This is a genomic window from Halomonas qaidamensis (assembly GCF_025917315.1).
GTDB lineage: Bacteria > Pseudomonadota > Gammaproteobacteria > Pseudomonadales > Halomonadaceae > Vreelandella > Vreelandella qaidamensis.
This window is the reverse complement of record NZ_CP080627.1, coordinates 1870325-1888405: the sequence shown is the minus strand read 5'-3', so window position 1 is coordinate 1888405 and position 18081 is coordinate 1870325. Positions and strand designations below refer to the sequence as shown.

Annotated in this window: 17 protein-coding genes; 7 read left to right on the top strand and 10 right to left on the bottom strand. The window is 49.6% G+C overall.

Going from position 1 to position 18081, the window contains the following annotated elements; translation table 11 throughout:
• Positions 1-79: 79 nt before the first annotated feature.
• A complete protein-coding gene (ppnN, locus tag K1Y77_RS08800) occupies positions 80-1462 on the bottom strand; it encodes a nucleotide 5'-monophosphate nucleosidase PpnN (RefSeq protein ID WP_320055259.1) in 1383 nt (460 codons plus the stop codon).
• Between the two features lie 175 nt (positions 1463-1637).
• Between ppnN and K1Y77_RS08795 the strand changes: the two genes are divergently transcribed.
• Complete coding sequence (locus K1Y77_RS08795; protein WP_264018220.1) at positions 1638-2540, top strand: LysR family transcriptional regulator; 903 nt, start codon at positions 1638-1640, stop codon at positions 2538-2540.
• A 39-nt stretch (positions 2541-2579) separates the two neighbouring features.
• Here K1Y77_RS08795 and gcvP read toward each other — a convergent pair whose 3' ends face one another.
• Both gcvP and gcvH read right to left on the bottom strand, forming a co-directional pair.
• Positions 2580-5474, bottom strand: coding sequence for an aminomethyl-transferring glycine dehydrogenase (gene gcvP / locus K1Y77_RS08790; RefSeq protein ID WP_264431395.1), 2895 nt, complete (start codon positions 5472-5474; stop codon positions 2580-2582).
• 78 nt (positions 5475-5552) lie between these two features.
• Complete coding sequence (gcvH, locus tag K1Y77_RS08785; RefSeq protein WP_030072864.1) at positions 5553-5942, bottom strand: glycine cleavage system protein GcvH; 390 nt, start codon at positions 5940-5942, stop codon at positions 5553-5555.
• A gap of 411 nt (positions 5943-6353) precedes the next feature.
• Here gcvH and K1Y77_RS08780 point away from each other — a divergent pair, with 411 nt between their 5' ends.
• Both K1Y77_RS08780 and gcvT read left to right on the top strand, forming a co-directional pair.
• Positions 6354-7772, top strand: coding sequence for an alanine/glycine:cation symporter family protein (locus K1Y77_RS08780; protein ID WP_030072866.1), 1419 nt, complete (start codon positions 6354-6356; stop codon positions 7770-7772).
• A gap of 93 nt (positions 7773-7865) precedes the next feature.
• On the top strand, positions 7866-8978 hold the full coding sequence (gcvT, locus tag K1Y77_RS08775; protein WP_264431392.1) for a glycine cleavage system aminomethyltransferase GcvT: 1113 nt from the start codon (positions 7866-7868) through the stop codon (positions 8976-8978).
• A gap of 145 nt (positions 8979-9123) precedes the next feature.
• Here the strand turns inward: gcvT and K1Y77_RS08770 are convergent, their stop codons facing one another.
• The 3 genes from K1Y77_RS08770 to K1Y77_RS08760 form a co-directional block, all read right to left on the bottom strand.
• Positions 9124-9930 (bottom strand): LysM peptidoglycan-binding domain-containing protein, encoded by an 807-nt coding sequence (locus K1Y77_RS08770; RefSeq protein WP_264431447.1) that lies wholly within the window; start codon positions 9928-9930, stop codon positions 9124-9126.
• Between the two features lie 83 nt (positions 9931-10013).
• Positions 10014-10895: an acyltransferase gene (locus tag K1Y77_RS08765; protein WP_264431391.1), complete on the bottom strand. Its 882-nt coding sequence runs from the start codon at positions 10893-10895 to the stop codon at positions 10014-10016.
• 165 nt (positions 10896-11060) lie between these two features.
• On the bottom strand, positions 11061-11954 hold the full coding sequence (locus K1Y77_RS08760; protein WP_264431389.1) for a LysR family transcriptional regulator: 894 nt from the start codon (positions 11952-11954) through the stop codon (positions 11061-11063).
• Positions 11955-12101: 147 nt separating this feature from the next.
• On the opposite strand from K1Y77_RS08760, the gene K1Y77_RS08755 reads away from it, so the two are divergent.
• Entirely contained in the window at positions 12102-12800 is a 699-nt protein-coding gene (locus K1Y77_RS08755; protein ID WP_009724478.1) for a CoA transferase subunit A, read from the top strand.
• A gap of 45 nt (positions 12801-12845) precedes the next feature.
• Positions 12846-13511 carry a CoA transferase subunit B gene (locus tag K1Y77_RS08750; RefSeq protein WP_264431387.1) on the top strand — a complete coding sequence of 222 codons (666 nt, stop codon included), beginning with the start codon at positions 12846-12848 and terminating at the stop codon, positions 13509-13511.
• A 41-nt stretch (positions 13512-13552) separates the two neighbouring features.
• Here K1Y77_RS08750 and K1Y77_RS08745 read toward each other — a convergent pair whose 3' ends face one another.
• Entirely contained in the window at positions 13553-14320 is a 768-nt protein-coding gene (locus K1Y77_RS08745) for a VOC family protein (RefSeq protein ID WP_030072878.1), read from the bottom strand.
• 134 nt (positions 14321-14454) lie between these two features.
• On the bottom strand, positions 14455-14718 hold the full coding sequence (locus K1Y77_RS08740) for a GrxA family glutaredoxin (RefSeq protein ID WP_030072880.1): 264 nt from the start codon (positions 14716-14718) through the stop codon (positions 14455-14457).
• A 142-nt stretch (positions 14719-14860) separates the two neighbouring features.
• Between K1Y77_RS08740 and hybE the strand changes: the two genes are divergently transcribed.
• On the top strand, positions 14861-15310 hold the full coding sequence (gene hybE, locus K1Y77_RS08735) for a [NiFe]-hydrogenase assembly chaperone HybE (protein ID WP_264431383.1): 450 nt from the start codon (positions 14861-14863) through the stop codon (positions 15308-15310).
• A 91-nt stretch (positions 15311-15401) separates the two neighbouring features.
• Entirely contained in the window at positions 15402-16175 is a 774-nt protein-coding gene (locus tag K1Y77_RS08730; RefSeq protein ID WP_264018227.1) for a 3-hydroxybutyrate dehydrogenase, read from the top strand.
• 51 nt (positions 16176-16226) lie between these two features.
• On the opposite strand, the gene K1Y77_RS08725 is transcribed toward K1Y77_RS08730, so the two are convergent.
• Together K1Y77_RS08725 and K1Y77_RS08720 are read right to left on the bottom strand one after the other, a co-directional pair.
• Positions 16227-16766: a response regulator transcription factor gene (locus K1Y77_RS08725; RefSeq protein ID WP_030072886.1), complete on the bottom strand. Its 540-nt coding sequence runs from the start codon at positions 16764-16766 to the stop codon at positions 16227-16229.
• 35 nt (positions 16767-16801) lie between these two features.
• Positions 16802-18076: an ATP-binding protein gene (locus tag K1Y77_RS08720; protein WP_264431381.1), complete on the bottom strand. Its 1275-nt coding sequence runs from the start codon at positions 18074-18076 to the stop codon at positions 16802-16804.
• Between the last annotated feature and the right edge of the window lie 5 nt (positions 18077-18081).

Below are 18081 nucleotides of genomic sequence, written 5' to 3'. Positions count from 1 at the left end.
CAGCGGTTACTGTGCCTAACAGATAATGATTTTGCTAAATGCGTCACTTTAGAACTGTACGTTACTTTAAAACAGTACGTTACTTTAGAACATAGCAGGGTGTATAAGCTTGCCCGTCAAGCTTCATGCGTCCTTGGGCGACAAACGAAGTTAACAGCTCATCTAAGCGCTGCATGAGTGCTGGTTCAGCGGTTAGCTTAAAGGGGCCATGGGCTGCAATGGCGCGAATGCCGGGCTCTTTAACATTACCTGCCACTATGCCTGAAAAGGCGCGTCGCAGGTTAGCTGCCAGCTCATGGGTAGGCTGTTGGCGGTGAAGGGCAAGGCCGCGCATGGCTTCATGGGTGGGTTCAAAGGGTGCCTGGAAGTCGCGGGCAATGGTTAACCGCCAGTTGTAATAGAATGCATCCTGGTGCGTACGGCGGAAGTTAGCAACTTCGTCGATTTCCTGGCGCATCTTGCGTGCAACGGCCACTGGGTCACCGGTAATAATGGTGTAGTAGCGGCGGATATCCTCGCCCAATGTATAAACCAAAAATTCATCAATTTTCTGGAAATAGGCAGCGGAGTCGGCTGGGCCGGTAAATACGAGAGGGAAGGGAATGTCGTGGTTGCTGGGGTGAAGCAGAATGCCCAGCAAGTATAGAATTTCTTCTGCTGTGCCAACGCCACCAGGAAAGACAATAATGCCATGTCCTAAGCGCACAAAGGCTTCCAGGCGCTTTTCGATATCAGGCATAACAACCAGTTCGTTAACAATCGGGTTGGGCGCTTCAGCGGCGATAATGCCAGGCTCAGAAATGCCTAAATAGCGACCATCCTTGCGACGCTGTTTGGCATGGGCAACGTTAGCTCCTTTCATGGGGCCTTTCATAGCACCCGGTCCGCAGCCCGTACAGATATCTAACTCCCGCAGACCTAGGTGATAACCGACATCTTTAGTGTATTCATACTCTTCCCTGGAAATGGAGTGGCCGCCCCAGCACACCACCAAACTGGGTTCAAGGCCGGGTTTTAGGGTGCCGGCCTTACGTAAGATATGAAACACCGCGTTGGTGGTGCCTTCTCCGGTGGTCAGGTCAAAACGCTTGTGGTGCTGGATTTCGTTGTAAACATAAACAATGTCGCGCAGAACCGATGAGAGATGTTCGCGAATACCGCGAATCATACGTCCGTCTACAAACGCCTCGGCAGGCGCGTTGGTCAGCTTAAGACGAATGCCACGGTCTTGTTGTAGAACTTCAATATCGAAGTCCTTGTAAGCTTCCATTATGGCTACGCTATCATCGGTTGGGCTGCCGCAATTAAGTACTGCAAGTGCACAGCGGCGCAGTAAATCGTGCAAGCCACTCTTAGAGGTGCTTTTTAAGCGATTAACCTCATGCTGAGAAAGTACTTCAAGGCTTCCCTCTGGGGAAATAATGCTGGAAATAGTTGCCCGTGGCTCTGGGAGTTGCGTCATTAGTCTGGCTGTCCCTAATCATAGTATTAATGAATCTACATACTATCATGACCATTACCGACTGAATTCAAGCAAAAGTGCCGCGATCCAGCCTAGCATCCGTTTAGTAGGTGGTTTGTGCTACCCTGTACGTTCGTTGAAAGCACATGGTGGCTAGTTAAGATGGCGCTTTATTATGTTTAATGCCCAGTATTTTCGGACGTTTATAACGTTGGTAGAAACGGGGAGCTTCACACGTACCGCGCGCCGTTTGGAGATGACGCAGCCTGGCGTCAGCCAGCACATTCGTAAGTTGGAAAGCTATTTAGATAAACCACTGATTGAAAGAAAGGGGCGAAGTTTTACGTTAACAGAGTCTGGCCGCAGGGCTTATGATTACGCCTTAAAACTGTTTGCTGAACATGAACAGTTTCGCCATGGGTTAGATGATGACTCGCTTGATAGCGGCGAGTGCCGGATTGCCTCCCCTGGAAGCGTTGGGCTTATGTTTTATCCTTTTATTCTTGGCCAGCAGCAGATGCATCCCAACTTAACGGTCAATTACAGTTTTGCGTTTAATCATGAAATCGTTAATGACTTGCTTGAAGGCCGCTACGATATTGGTATCGTGACTGAGCAGGTTAATCATACTGAGCTTACCTGTACGGTATGGCATAAAGAGCCACTATGCTTAGTCGTACCCGCTGATTTTGCTGGCAGCACGCTATCCGATCTAATGGGTATTGGTTTTCTTAATTACTACGACGGTATTAATCACGCCAATGCACTGTTGCGCGCCAATTATCCAGACGAATTTCGTTCAATGACTCATTTTCGTCATCAAGGGTTTACCAACGAAGTGAGCATGGTGCTAGATGCGGTTGCGCGTGGTCTCGGTTTTACCGTGGTGTCTCGTTTGGTATTGGAAACTTCTCCTTGGCAGCGCCAGGTAAAAGCATTGGCATTACCCCAAGGGATCAATGAAGTGCTTTACTTGTTGCGTCGACGAGACTCCGTGTTGCCAAAACGGTATGAAAAACTGTTAGAGGGTTTTCATCGTCAACGTCTGCAAGAAAAAACGCCCCTGATGCCCGAATAACGAGCGTCAGGAGCGTTTAGAGTTCGCCAGTATTAAGTATTAGCGGCGGTATTCGTCAATGCTTGGGCAAGAGCAGATGAGCTGCCGATCACCAAATACGTTGTCAACGCGGTTAACCGCAGGCCAATACTTAGACGCAGCGACGGCGTCTGTTGGGAAAGCGCCAAGTTTGCGGTCATAGGGGCGCTGCCATTCGCTGTCCATCAAATCTGCTTGAGTATGAGGGGCATTCACTAACGGATTATTATCCAGCGGCCACTCACCACTCTCTACACGAGCAACTTCTTCGCGTATTGCAATCATGGCATCACAGAAACGATCGATTTCGTAGAGTGACTCAGACTCTGTTGGCTCGATCATTAACGTTCCTGGAACGGGGAACGACATAGTGGGCGCATGGAAACCGTAATCCATCAAACGCTTGGCAATATCTTCCTCACTAATACCAGACGCACTTTTCAGCGGACGAATGTCGATAATGCACTCGTGTGCCACATTGCCGTTCTGACCGCGGTAGAGAATCGGGTAGGCATTCTCTAATCGCTTGGCAATATAGTTGGCATTAAGAATAGCCAGTTCGGTTGCTTCACGAAGCCCACGTGCGCCCATCATCTTAATGTAAGCCCACGAAATGGGTAGAATCGACGCGCTGCCAAATGCCGCAGCGGAGACAGCACCGTTTTCAGGGTTAACGCCATTAATAGGCGTGACCACATGATTGGAGACGAAAGGTGCAAGATGAGCTTTGACGCCAATTGGCCCCATGCCTGGGCCACCGCCACCATGGGGAATGCAGAATGTTTTGTGCAGGTTGAGGTGAGAAACATCGCCACCAAAATCACCGGGGCGCGTTAAACCAACCTGAGCATTCATGTTAGCGCCGTCTACGTACACTTGTCCGCCGTGCTGATGAACCACATCACACACCTTACGCACATGGGACTCAAATACGCCATGGGTAGACGGATACGTAATCATCACCGCAGAAAGTCGATCACTGTGCTGCTCGGCTTTGCGTGTCAGATCATCTAGGTCAATGTTACCGTTAGCGTCACACTCAACCACCACCACGTCCATGCTAAGCATAGCCGCAGAGGCAGGGTTAGTGCCGTGGGCTGAGCTGGGAATCAAGCACACGTCGCGATGGGCTTCCCCTTGGGCTGCCTGATAGCGGCGAATGGCCAGCAAGCCCGCATATTCACCCTGGGCACCTGAGTTGGGTTGCATAGAAATATGATCGTAACCCGTTACTTCCACTAAGAAAGCGGCTAGCTCATCAATCATTTGATGATAGCCTGCCACCTGATCGCGAGGAGCGAATGGGTGGAGGTGCGCAAACGCAGGCCAGGAGACCGGGATCATTTCACTGGTAGCATTTAGCTTCATAGTGCACGATCCCAGCGGGATCATGGCATGGGCCAAGGAAAGATCTTTATTCTCGAGACGTTTCAAGTAACGCAGCATCTCAGTTTCGCTGCGATAGCGCTTAAAGGTGGGGTGTTGCAAAAAGCTGCTATCACGATGGTATGCCGCTGGAATGCCACTGATCTTGTCGTTAATGACTTTTTCATCGAGCGCTGCCACTGACAAGCCGTGCTCATCGCCTAACAGGACATCAAGTAGCGTCGCGACGTCATGAGCCGTCGTGGTTTCATCCAAGCTAATGCCCACATCGCCATTGGCGAAATAGTGTAGGTTGATGTCATGGGTCATGGCACGGCCATGAATCTTACCGGCATCCACTTGGGTAAGACGCAGCGTGTCAAACCAGCTGTCGTTAGCTAATGTGATACCCGCTTGCTTAAGACCTTCTGCTAGCAAGGTAGTGAGGCGATGCACGCGGCCTGCAATTTTGCGTAAGCCTTCAGCACCATGGTAAGTGGCGTAGAAGCCAGCAATATTGGCCAGTAATGCCTGAGCAGTACAGATATTAGAGGTCGCTTTTTCGCGGCGAATATGCTGCTCGCGGGTCTGCATGGCCATGCGTAATGCAGTGTTACCGCGGCTATCTTTAGATACACCGATAATGCGGCCAGGAATTGAGCGTTTTAATTTGTCCGATGTGGCGAAGAAGGCAGCGTGCGGGCCACCAAAGCCCATGGGAACCCCAAAACGTTGAGAGTTACCGACGACGATATCAGCCCCCATTGCTCCTGGCTCTTTAAGTAGTACTAGGCTCAGTAGGTCCGTGGCGACGCAAGTCATGATGCCGTGTTCTTTGGCAGCGCTTAGCAGAGGCGAGATATCGGTAATATTGCCACTGGCGGAGGGGTACTGTACCAGTGCGCCAAACACATCATGTTCTGCCAGCGTAGCGGCAGGGCCACTGATAAGCTCAAAACCAAAGAACTCCGCGCGAGTTTTTATCACGTCTAGCGTTTGCGGAAACAGGTCATCGGCAACAAAAAAAGCATTGGACTTACTTTTTTTATTGCTACGCTTGCAAAGTGCCATTGCTTCAGCAGCGGCGGTTGCTTCGTCAAGTAGTGAAGCATTGGCAAGCTCCATGCCGGTTAAATCCATAATGACCTGCTGAAAGTTAAGCAGGCCTTCTAGGCGGCCTTGGGAAATTTCTGGTTGGTAGGGCGTATAGGCGGTATACCAGCCTGGGTTCTCCAGCACATTGCGCTGTATGACGGCGGGCATGTGAGTGCCGTAATAGCCTTGACCAATATAATTTTTGGCAACGCGGTTTTGGCGCGCTAGCTGGCTTAAGTAGTCTAGCGCTTCTGCTTCGCTGCGCGGGTCGTCTAAGGCTAACTCGCGGCCCAGGCGAATATCGCTAGGCACGGTTTGCTCAATTAGGTCTTCCATGCGCTGCATATTGAGCGCTTTTAACATGGTGTCGACGTCAGCGGGGCTAGGCCCATTGTGGCGTTTGATAAAAGCATCGTGGTCGGCCAGTTCGGCCAAACGGCGTGTTTCAAATGGCATGGGAAGGTTCCGAACGTAATGAGAAAACCGTGCAGCGGCAAAACTAGAAAGCCTGCAGGATGCAGGCTTTCCGGCTAATTAATCGTCTGAACTAAGCGTCGCTTGATAAGCGTCTGCGTCTAACAAGCCGTCAAGGGCTGTGTCTGCCAAGCGCACTTTCATGATCCAGCCGCCTTCATAAGGGGCTTCGTTAACGGTTTCAGGTGAATCTTCAAGCGCTTCGTTAACTTCGATAACTTCGCCGTTTACTGGCGAGTATAAATCAGAGGCTGCTTTAACAGATTCAATGACGCCAAACTCAACACCTTTATTGAGTTCTTGGCCGACTTCTGGCAACTCAACAAAAACAACGTCGCCCAGTGCTTCTTGGGCATGATCAGTAATGCCGATTGTGACGGTACCATCTTGATGGTCGAGTACCCATTCGTGGCTTTCGGCATAACGAAGATTAGCAGGAAGATTGCTCATGATGATTCCCTTTATGAAACAGTTGTCTGGACAGGAGCATACTAACGTCTGTCGTTCGCCTTGGCGACTATTGGCCTGCTCTGAGTAAGGCGATTGGTGTCCTATATTAACGTGTTTCCAATCGGAAACAAATTTCTTAAACACCCCATGGTGGTAAATTCATTACGTCGCGTTGCCAGTTGCTTTGTGACTGTCGCAAGTTGTAAAAACAGATGCTTTCTCTGCCAAGTTGCGACATTACGATGGATGCGCACTAGGAAAATGGTGTAAAACATGCAGATCATGCGTTTTTTCAAAGCGCGAGACGCGCTATGGTGGGAACGTTTGATGATACAGCGACATTGAATGAAGGCAGCCTGACTGCCCGACACCCATAATAAATCAGCTAATGAACAGGGTAAGGAGAATTGAGTGGAAACTTTAACTAGCCTCTTGGGGGCGATTAACGGCGTCGTTTGGGGACCGTTAATGTTGATCTTGTTGCTAGGTGTGGGGATATACCTACAGATTGGCTTGAAACTAATGCCGATTAGAAAGCTCGGTGTAGGTTTCAAGCTAATGTGGCAAGGTCGAGACCCGAAACCTGGCACCGCTGATGCTGATAAAGCAACAACAAGCAAAGCAGACAGTGACGGTGAAATTTCGCCTTTTGATGCGCTAATGACGGCGCTTTCTGCAACGATTGGCACCGGTAATATTGCTGGCGTGGCAACCGCTATTGCGCTGGGTGGCCCCGGTGCAGTGTTCTGGATGTGGATCACTGCGTTAGTTGGCATGGCCACTAAGTTTGCCGAAGCCGTTTTGGCAGTGCGTTACCGTGAAACCGACAGTACCGGGTACCACGTGGGTGGCCCGATGTTCTACATCAAAAATGGCTTGGGCAAAAAGTGGCTATGGCTAGGTGGTTTATTCTCATTTTTTGGGGCAATCGCTGCCTTTGGTATCGGTAATACCGTACAGTCTAACTCGGTGGCAGATGCCATGGACTCCACCTTTGGGGTGCCACACTGGCTAACCGGCGTCATTATCATGGTGCTAGCGGGTGCTGTCATTCTGGGTGGCATTAAGCGCATTGCAAAAGTAGCCGGTAAGCTAGTGCCAATTATGGGTATTGCTTACGTGATTGCTGGGCTATTAGTACTGATCGTTAACGCAAGCCAAATTGGCGAAGCGTTTGGTTTGATTTTCTATTACGCCTTTAATCCGATGGCAGCAGCGGGTGGTTTTGCTGGCGCGGCAGTAATGGCAGCTATTCGGTTTGGTGTGGCACGCGGTATTTTCTCGAACGAAGCAGGTTTAGGTAGCGCGCCAATTGCACACGCAGCAGCGCAAACCAAAAACCCCGTTCGCCAAGGTCTTATCGCCATGCTGGGTACCTTTATCGATACCATCATCGTTTGTACCATTACGGCATTGGTTATTTTGACCTCCACAGTGTGGATTGATGGTGAGGCAGGCGCATCGCTAACCGCTCTTTCGTTTGATGCTGCATTGCCCGGTTTTGGAAATCAGATTGTTGCAGTGGCCTTGGCGGTGTTTGCGTTTACCACTATCCTTGGCTGGTCTTTTTATGGTGAGAAGTGCTTTCAGTTCCTGTTCGGCACACGTTCGATTATGCTGTATCGCGTGCTGTTCGTTTTGGCAATTCCGCTGGGCGCTATCGCGCAGCTTGGTTTTATTTGGCTGATGGCCGATACCTTCAACGCTATGATGGCCATTCCGAACTTAATCGCGTTGGCGCTACTTTCACCGGTAGTATTCAAACTGACGCGTGATTACTTTGCTGGTAAAGAAGTGCTGCCAGGCGAAGCACTTGATCATGATAAGTAAGCCCTGTTCAATGTAATCGGGGTCAGTAAGTTGTAATAGAGCCGGGAAGCCAGTCATGGCTTCCCGTTTCTCTTTCTCGACCAAGGAAATCCCATGACCAACCTTAAGCAGACGCCCCTCCATGAATTGCATCTTTCGCTAGGGGCCAAAATGGTACCTTTCGCGGGTTATGACATGCCGGTGCAATATCCATTAGGTGTCAAAAAAGAGCATGAACACACGCGCAAGCAATGTGGGCTGTTTGATGTTTCTCATATGGGTCAAATAATTGTTTCTGGCGACAAGGTAGCCGAGGCGCTTGAGTCACTGATTCCAGCAGATCTTGTGGGATTAAATAAAGGTGAGCAGCGCTATGGTCTACTAACTAGCACTGAGGGCGGAATAATTGATGACCTCATGGTCGTCAATGCTGGTGATCACTTTTATCTGGTCGTTAATGCGGCCTGCAAAGAGCAGGATATCGCTCATTTGCGCACCAATCTTGGCTCCACACATCACATCGAAGTGGTAGATCGTGGCTTACTGGCCTTGCAGGGCCCGCAAGCACGAGAGGTGATGCAGCGCTTGTGTCCAGCCGCCTGTGATTTAACGTTTATGCAGCATGGGCGTTTCACGATAGCTGGTCAGGAAGTGTGGGTCAGTCGCAGCGGTTATACCGGGGAAGACGGCTTTGAGATATCAGTTGCTGCTGATGCCTGTCAGGCATTCGCCGAGCAGTTATTGGCAGCGCCGGAAGTAGAAGCCATTGGCTTGGGAGCACGGGATTCGCTTCGGTTAGAGGCAGGGCTGTGTTTATACGGGCACGATATGGATATGACGACAACGCCTGTGGAAGCTGGACTTATCTGGGCAATTGGTAAGCCGCGGCGTCATGGTGGTGAGCGTCCAGCAGGTTTCCCGGGGGCGGATCTTATTCTGCACCAAGTAGAGGCCAAAGATCATACGCGTAAGCGGGTAGGATTGTTAGCAGAAGGGCGTGCGCCCGTAAGAGAAGGAGCTTCGTTAGTGGATGCCGAGGGCAACCAAATTGGTGAAGTCACCTCGGGTGGTTTTGGGCCAAGTGTTGGTAAGCCGATTGCTATGGGCTATGTGGGTCGTGAATGGGAAGTGCCAGGAACAACGGTTTATGCGGTAGTACGTGGTAAACAGTTGCCTATGACGGTGGCGGCAACGCCGTTTGTTAAGCCCAATTACTATCGCGGGTAATGTAAAAAATCGATAATACGAAAAGCCCCACACCAGGGGCTTTTTTGTAGTTTAAGGTTTTTTGCTTGAGGTTTTTTGCGCAATGGCTGTTTCAATAGCAATCTTAAAACTGTCTCAACACTTGGTTCAACAGCTATCTCAACAGCTATTTCAACACCTGTCGTGGGTCAATCGGTTTGCCGCCTTGGCGTAAGTCGAAAAGAAGGTCATAACGCTGGCTAGCGCTGCTTTGGCCGACATCGCATAGAGCGTCTCCGGTGCTTACTTGTTGGCCGACGCTGACCAGGATCCGTTCGCATAGCGCATACACCGTTTGTAAGTTGTCTGCGTGATGCACAATGACCACGTCACCCAGTTGGCGCATACCATCTGCAAAGCGTACTTCGCCTGGCGCCACTGCTTGGGCTTTCGCACCCGCCTGAGTAGCGAGCAACATGGGTTGTAGCGTGCCACGGCTATCGGCTCCAAAGCGCCGCACAATACGGTAATCTTCCAGCGGCCAAGGCCAACGGCGTGCAGAAGCCGGTAAGCTAGCGCTAGGGGCAGGCGCTGGCTGGCTAGTTTGGTTACTGCTTGCTGTGGAACGGTTGGTAGTTCCGCTGCCGCTTAAGGGCACACTGACAATTTGCCCTACTCTAAGGGCGGTTGGAGATGTACCTGGATTGGCACTCTGTATGCGCCCAGAGGTAGTGCCAAAGTGGCGGGCGATACTTGAGTATGTGTCGCCGGGACGAATTTGGTATCGATATGGCCCGCCAGAGGGGGCGCGCTCTTGCTGGGTAGGTATTAATAGACGTTGTCCAACGTTTAAGCGTTGCGCATTTGTTCCAGGGTTGAAGCGTTCAAGACGCTCCAGTGGAACGTTTGCTCGGTTCGCAAGTTTCCCCAACGTATCACCACGCTGTACCTCTATCCATTCGCCGTTTATTTGGCCGGCGGTACTGCTTGGCATGGGGTTATTTTGGCTGTTCGAAGAAGGCGAGCCAGCACACCCGACTAATACCGTAGCCAGTAAACAGACCGCTAGCCAATGGGCTAGTCGTGGTTGGTTTGCTTTGCTAGTAAGGCGTCTTTTTCCTGCCAGAGTGAGTTGATCCATGCGTGGAAACGTTCCTTGTGCTGCTGTTCTTCATGATAGTTGGCTTCGTTCATCCACTGGGGAATAGCGAGTTGCCTTGCGTTAAGTGTAATGCCAGCTTCTTTTCCGCATAGAAAACCCCAAAAGGTGGGTGTTGGATTTTCATAGCTGATGGTTACATCCAAAATGCCATCTAGTTTGTCGCCAAGCAGGCTGAGTACCTGTGACACACCGCCTGCTTTAGGCCTGAGCAAATGCTGAAAAGGACTTTGCTGCTTTTCCCGTTTTTCTACGGTAAATCGTGTTCCCTCAACAAAATTAAATATAGCAATTGGTGAATTTCTAGCTTGCCTACAAACGCGCTCGGTGGATTCACGATCGATGGTGGCAAGTTTTGGATTCTTGGCTATTTGCTCGCGACTGAAGCGTCGCATAAAAGGGAATTCTAACGCCCAAAATGCCAGTCCGACGATAGGAATCCAGATTAATTGATGTTTTAAAAAAAACCTAGGCATGGGAATACGACGATGCAGTGCCATAAAAAGGATAAATATATCTGTCCAGCTACGATGATTAGAAATAACCAGCCACCATTGATGTGGGCTGAGTGATTCGGGAATCGTGATGCTGACGTGAGGTTTTATCCAGCGGCGCATCCACCATAGGTTTGCACCGATCCAATTGAGTGCCACGCTGCATAACCCTTTAAGCACCCACTGTTTTTGGTGCCGCCCAGGAATAATAACTTTTAATAGCGTTAATAAAATGAGCGGCACGCCCCAAAACAGCGTCGTTAGCGTCAGCAATAATAAGCTGATGACTCCTTTGGCAGTAGACATACCCCATTTCCTTTTACAAATGATGACAGCAGTGACGCAATGCTAGTTATTGTGGCTCGATATACGCAACCCGATACGTAACCTAGCGTAAATGCTAAAGGATCTCGCTCATGCTGCCCAGCACATTACGAAACCTTTGCATTGGCAGTAGTATTAGGACAGAGATCAGGACGCGAGCACAGGTGTATTAATGTTTTCGATAAGCACCTTACGCAGGGCCTGTGCAGCAACCGATAGCTCGTGATGTGTCAGAATTCCAACCCGACAGGCAATGCTCGGTGAGGTTAGGGGCACACAGCGAGCGCCGAGTTGGTGCATTTGCTGAAAACACATAGAAGGCACCGCACTTGCACCTAAACCATCTGCCACCATTCTACCAACGGTCGACAGCTGATGGCTTTCAAAAGCAACCGGGAATTCAATGTGCTGTTTGGCAAGCTCTTGTTCTAACAATCGCCGTACCATTGAGGGGCGCTGCAAGGTAATAAAATCTTGTTGCAACAAGGTCGCCCAACTGAGCGTGCTAGCCTTAGCCAAAACGGAATGCGGTGGGACCACTGCAATAAACTGATCTTCAAAAAGTGGCGTAAACGTTAGGCTGTTGTCTCCTTCAGGCGAAAAGGCAATACCGATTTCCACTTGGCGTGAGCGCACCATGTCGATGACTTCTTCATTGATAACATCATGAACAGTAATATTAATCTTAGGGTATTGCCGCCGGAAGGTTACTAGCGCGCTTGGCAGTAAATTGCACGCAAAAGAAGGCATGGCTGCTACGCTTAAACGACCAAGCTGGAGTGTAAAGCGCTGGCGTAATCGCTCTTCGGTATTGTCCCACTGGGCGAGCAGGTGCTTTGCCAGGGGGAGAAGTGACTCGCCTTCGGGAGTGAGCCGAACACTACGGGTACTGCGTATTAACAGTTTCCCCCCGAGGGAGTCCTCAAGCCCTTTGATGGCTAAGCTAAGCGCTGGTTGAGATAGGTGCAGGCGTTCACAGGCTTGGGTAAAGCTCAGGGTTTGCGCTACCGCAAGAAAAGCTCGAAGTTGCTTGACGGTCATACTGACCCTTTTATAAGTTATTTATATAAATTGATAAGAAAAACAAACTTAACAAATATATCATCTAGTACAACACTGGCTACACAGATCCAACCGCATCATAACGACGCGTGCAACGTACCACCGATAACAATGCGAGGCATAACAATGGCAGGATTTGATAAGCGTGTATCTTCCTATGAGGAAGCAATGGAAGGAATCGAAAGCGGCATGACCGTCATTGCTGGCGGTTTCGGCCTCTGTGGCATTCCTGAAAACCTGATTGCTGAGATTAAACGTCGGGCTGTCACCGATCTAACGGTTGTATCCAATAATTGCGGCGTTGATGGTTTTGGCCTTGGTGTGCTGCTTGAAGATCGTCAGATCCGTAAAATTCTCGCTTCTTATGTCGGCGAGAACGCTATGTTTGAACAGCAAATGCTGAATGATGAAATTGAAGTTGTGCTTACCCCTCAAGGTACGTTAGCCGAGAAAATGCGCGCTGGTGGTGCCGGTATACCCGCCTTTTACACTGCCACTGGTTACGGCACGCCTATTGGTGAAGGTAAAGAGGTGCGTGAATTTAACGGCCGGCACTATATTCTAGAAGAAGCCATTACCGGTGACTTTGCGATTGTTAAAGGCTGGAAAGCAGATCGGTACGGCAACGTCATGTATCGGCATACGGCCCAGAACTTTAATCCCATGGCAGCCACCGCGGGAAAAATAACGGTTGTAGAAGTTGAGGAAATTGTTGAGCCAGGCGAATTGGAGCCGAGTCAGATCCATACTCCCGGTATTTATGTGGATCGCATTATCCAAGGCTCCTTCGAGAAGCGAATCGAGAAACGTACGGTGCGTAGCTGATCGCTCTTTGGTTTAGACACTTTCACTCATTAAGAGGTATACACCATGGCTTTAACACGTGAGCAAATGGCACAACGCGTCGCACGTGAACTTGAAGATGGCTTTTACGTCAATTTAGGTATCGGTATTCCCACGTTGGTTGCTAACTACGTGCCTGACGGCATTGATGTCATGCTGCAGTCTGAAAATGGTCTGTTGGGAATGGGGCGTTTCCCCACCGAGGAAGAAGTGGATGCAGATATGATCAACGCTGGCAAGCAAACGGTCACTGCTCGTCCAGGTGCTGCTATTTTTTCTTCTGCAGAATCATTTGCCATGATTCGTGGTGGTCATGTTGATTTGACCGTATTGGGTGCTTTTGAAGTAGATCAAGAAGGCAACATTGCATCATGGATGGTGCCTGGCAAGCTCATCAAAGGGATGGGGGGTGCCATGGACTTAGTTGCTGGCGCAGAAAATATTATTTGCACCATGACACATGCCTCGAAGCATGGCGAGTCCAAGCTACTTGAGAAGTGCACGCTTCCTTTAACGGGAGCAGGCTGCATCAATCGAGTGTTGACCGATCTCGCTTACCTGGAAATTAAAGACGGTGCTTTTGTCCTTAAAGAACGCGCACCAGGTGTCAGTGTCGAAGAAATTGTTGAAAAAACAGCGGGTAAACTGATTGTGCCTGATCACGTACCTGAAATGACGTTCGACGCTGAATAATCTTTAGCCGGATAAACCCTGCTAGGCGTGAGCTAATCAGCTCACGCCATTTCACAGCGAGTGTGGAAGGGGAGCAGGATTTCTGCAATACGTTCATGGTCATCGCCAACATGCTTTTGTACAAGTGCTAAACCGCCTAAACAAAGGCGATGCTCGTCTCCTAAGCTAAAAACAGTTTTTTGCGGCATCGCAGGATAAAACCGATGTTCAAGGAGTGGTGAAACGGAAAACACGCCATTTTGTTGGCCTTCAAAGCTCGGCATGCCGCAAGCCTCAAGTTGGTTATGCAGCGTATCTAAAGATTCGCCAATGGTTGAGCAGTCAAAGCCTGCATGATGCAGTCTGGGACCCATAATCGCCAGCCAAGCAGCAAGGGGATGTGCTTGTTGCAGCTGCTGATAAAGTGCCCAAGAGGGCATTGGCCATGGACGACCTCGGCATAACAGATTTTGTCCTTTGCAGTCGGCAGGGTGGCTTTGCAGGATGAGTTGCGTCAGTGCTTCACGCGGTGCTTTTGAAAGAGTACCAAGCTGTAACTCTGCTAATACCAGCCAGCTGCTATTGTCGTTGGGTGACAGCAAGTGCACTAACAGACCTTTGTCGGCCATAGCGTAATGGCCTACTGAGCGATAACCCATGTGGGCAAGGTTGGTATTGAGTTCGCTGGCTGCAAAAGGTCCGTAGTTTAAGGTGACCAAGGTTAAATATTCAGCTGACGTACTTAGTGGCCACAATCTAAGTCCACCGAGATCTGGATGCGTGTGGACATAATCTAGCCAAAGCTGTTGAACAAACTCCTTTTGCTGCATTGGGGTACCCTCGCCGCCTAATCGAACGTCACATGAGCCGTTATATGAACTGTCATATAATCTGTGCTACTTCAGTATAGGCAAGCGAAGATTTCGGTGTTCAACGGGTATAAACGCCAGTTTTAACGTCTGGGTTAAGAGGCCAGAAGCTGTTGTTGACGCACAAAATGGTCGAATTCGGTAAATCCGCCTATGTGCTGTTGGTCGACAAATATTTGGGGAACGGTATGAATAGGTTTGCCAGCCGTTTTTGCAATATCCTCTTTGGTGACGCCTTCTGAGGGCATATCAACGTAACGATACCCCTCTATCTTTCCATTGCTTTCTAAATATTCAGCAAGACGCTTTGCACGAACGCAGAAAGGGCATGACATACGGCCAAAAATTACCACAAACATCGCATAAACTCCTTTAGGATGATGGTCTATGAAAGATTGATTACCCATTGTGGCTTAGCCTGCTGTATTTGGCTAATAGTGCCACGCTACATGGGCTATTAAGCCGCGTTATGGGCGGCTGTTACATAATCGGACAAACATTATGCGAACTTTAGCTCCTCACGACTATGAACGCTTAGCCGATCTAGCGGTGCATTATCGAGATATACACTTACGTTCAATGAAGCAGAAGCATCATTTTAATCCCCGCCTCGGTGTTGATGCCTTGTGTTTCCAGTTCTTAGAAGCGCCCTTTAAGGAGCAGCAAGAGTCGTTGCTGGTAGGTGCGTTAATTACGCCATGTGCAATGTGGTTAGTGGCCTTGCCAGGTGCTATTCAGCAGGAGCTACTAACCACTACGCTGCGTCTAAAACTTCCTTCTGGTGTCTATTCGCTCACACTGGAGCAACTGCCTGACGGCAATGCACTCTATAAACGCATTGTCCTTGAAGATTTAACGGATCTTGACAGTATGCAGGAAGCGGCGCGGTTGGCTCAGCGTATGATGGGGCAATTAATGGTACCTCCCGACGCTTCTCCAGAGGTTGAATAGGCAGAAATGTCAGCCACTATCTACACTGTCTGTTCTTATATGATGACAACTTACATTATCACTTTGAATAATCTCAACAAAAGGAACGTTTATGTCCTCTGAAAAAGCTGTTACCCCCCGTGTTGCAGTGGTCACTGGCACCAGCAGCGGTATCGGTGAAGCGGTGGTGAAGCATTTCTGTGAACAGGGTTTTCAAGTGTTAGCAGTAGACTTTAATCCTGCTGGAAAAGAAGTAGCGGATGCGGCTGGCGCAGCGTTTTATCAAGGGGATTTAACCGACCCCGATGCGTGTCGTGGAGCCATTGCTGATGCGGTTAAGCGCTTCGGTGGCGTCGATATTTTGGTAAATAATGCGGGTATTCAACACGTCGCTTCTATTGAAACGTTCCCTGAAGAGAAGTGGCGTCAAATTATTGATCTAATGCTAACGGCGCCTTTTTTGCTTACCCAGGCCGCCTGGCCCCATATGCGTAAAAAAGGCTGGGGGCGCGTGATTAATATTGCGTCTGTTCATGCGCAAGTGGCTTCACCAGGTAAAGCCGCTTATATCAGCGCCAAGCATGGCATGATAGGGCTGACCAAAACCGCTGCACTGGAAGGTGGCGAGCAGGGGATTACCGCTAATACTATTTGTCCAGCCTATGTGAAAACACCGTTGGTAGATAACCAAATTGCTGACCAAGCCAAGCTTCATGGCATGGATGAGCAAGAAGTCATTGAAAAAATTATGCTGAAAAACGCCGCGGTTAAGCGCCTGATTGAACCTTCCGAGGTTGCTCAGTTAGTCGCCTATTTGGCATCCGACGCAGCAGGAGCTGTGACAGGCTCCAGTTGGAACATTGATCTAGGATGGACCGCCCAATAACATCAAGTTGAAGTCCACTCTTTGCGGCGTTGTTGCGCAAAGAGTGGAGAATTATCGGCGTACCGGGCGCTTCTGTAATTTACGTTGTAACGTTCGCCGATGCATACCAAGTGCCCTAGCCGTGGCTGAAATATTGCCATCATGCTCTTGCAGCACCTTCTGAATATGCTCCCAGGTAATACGGTTGATAGAGGGAGGGTTGTCGGCTAATTCAATATTTGGGTCGCCCCCCTGGTGCTCAAAGGCAGCAATAACATCGTCAGCATCTGCTGGCTTACATAGGTAGTTAACAGCACCAAGTTTGATTGCTTCTACTGCTGTGGCAATACTTGAATATCCTGTTAACACAACAATACGGCAGTTCGGCGCACTTGCCAGCATATCCGGTAGCAACTTAAGGCCAGAGCTGTGCTCAAGTTTTAGATCAAGTGTTGCCATTGTTGGCATAAATTGCGCTACAAGTGCCATTGCTTGTTCAGCATCGTGAGCAACGTTGACCTCAAAACCACGGCGTATAAGTGCTCTGCTCAACACGTGACAAAACATTTCATCATCGTCGACGATTAAAAGGCGTTGGTCTTGCGTCTGCATGATGTCCTCGTTTTTCTTACGAATGCTTGCCACGGTTACTTGTCAGGGGCGGAACAAAGAGGCAGCGTTACTTCTGTTAACGTACCGCCTTCAGGATGATTGTACAGGCTTACTCCACCACCGAAACGATTAATGGTGGCATGGGTTAAAAACAGACCAATTCCCATGCCTTTGCTTTTAGTGGAAATAAATGTGTCGCCTAGCTGATCAGCAATCGACATCGCGATGCCGGGCCCATGGTCGCGTATATCAATGACAACGCTTTCATCTTGCCAATCCAAGCGAATAGCTATTTGCTCTGGGTTGGCGTCGGCAGCGTTATTCAGCAAATTGGTTAGCGCTTGATCTAATGTGGCATCTACGGCTATCCAGGGTCGGCCACGTTTTTCGGCAACTTCAAAAAAGTGGCTAACATCAGGCCTAATAACCAGCCAGCGTTGCACCACAGCGGCTAGCCATACTTCAGCGTCTAGTACTTCTGGTTCTGCCATGCGCCGACGGTCAGCTGTTGTAACAAGGTGCTGTAAACGTGATTTGCACACATCTACTTGCTGACGAAGTATGGCTATATCTTGTTGCAAAGTAGAGCCATCGGGCGCGTCCTGGTGCATTTCATTGAGCAGCACGGCCATGGTTGAAAGCGGCGTGCCAAGCTCATGGGCCGTGCCAGCGGCCTGAGTGGCAACCGCCAGCACTTGTTCATTGCGCAGCGCAGCCTCTCTGGTTCGAGATAGAGCTTTGTCTCGATTACGCAGGGCGTGTGCCATTTTATAGATAAAAAATGTGACCAAGCCGGCGGACAGGCCGAAATTAAGCCACATCCCCAATACGTGAAGGCTTAATGGGCCGTCGCTATTAATGTGCCCTAGCTGTGGTATTGGGTGGTAAAAGAACATCAAATAGGTATAACCCGCCATTGCGCAAGCGGCAATGATCCAAGCGTGGCGCCATGGGAGGGTTGCTGCGGCAATAGTGACAGGCACTAAATAGTAAGTAATAAAGGGATTTGTTGACCCACCTGAAAAATAAAATAGCAGCGTTAAGCCAGCAATATCCGCCAATAAGTGGGCAAGATATTCGAAATGATTAACCGCTTTGGGTCTACCTAACCGCCACCAAGTGGCGATATTGAGTATGCCCATGGCTATCACGACGCTGACAACTGCAGTTACGGGCAAATCGAAAGTGAGTAGTTCAATGCCAACAATAATGGCCAGTAAAAAGCCGGTCCAGGTAATGCCTCGTACGATTGTTAGTCTAACGAGGTTGCGGTTCGGCGTCGAAAGTGGAAGAGGAAGGGCGGTAGGCATAGCGT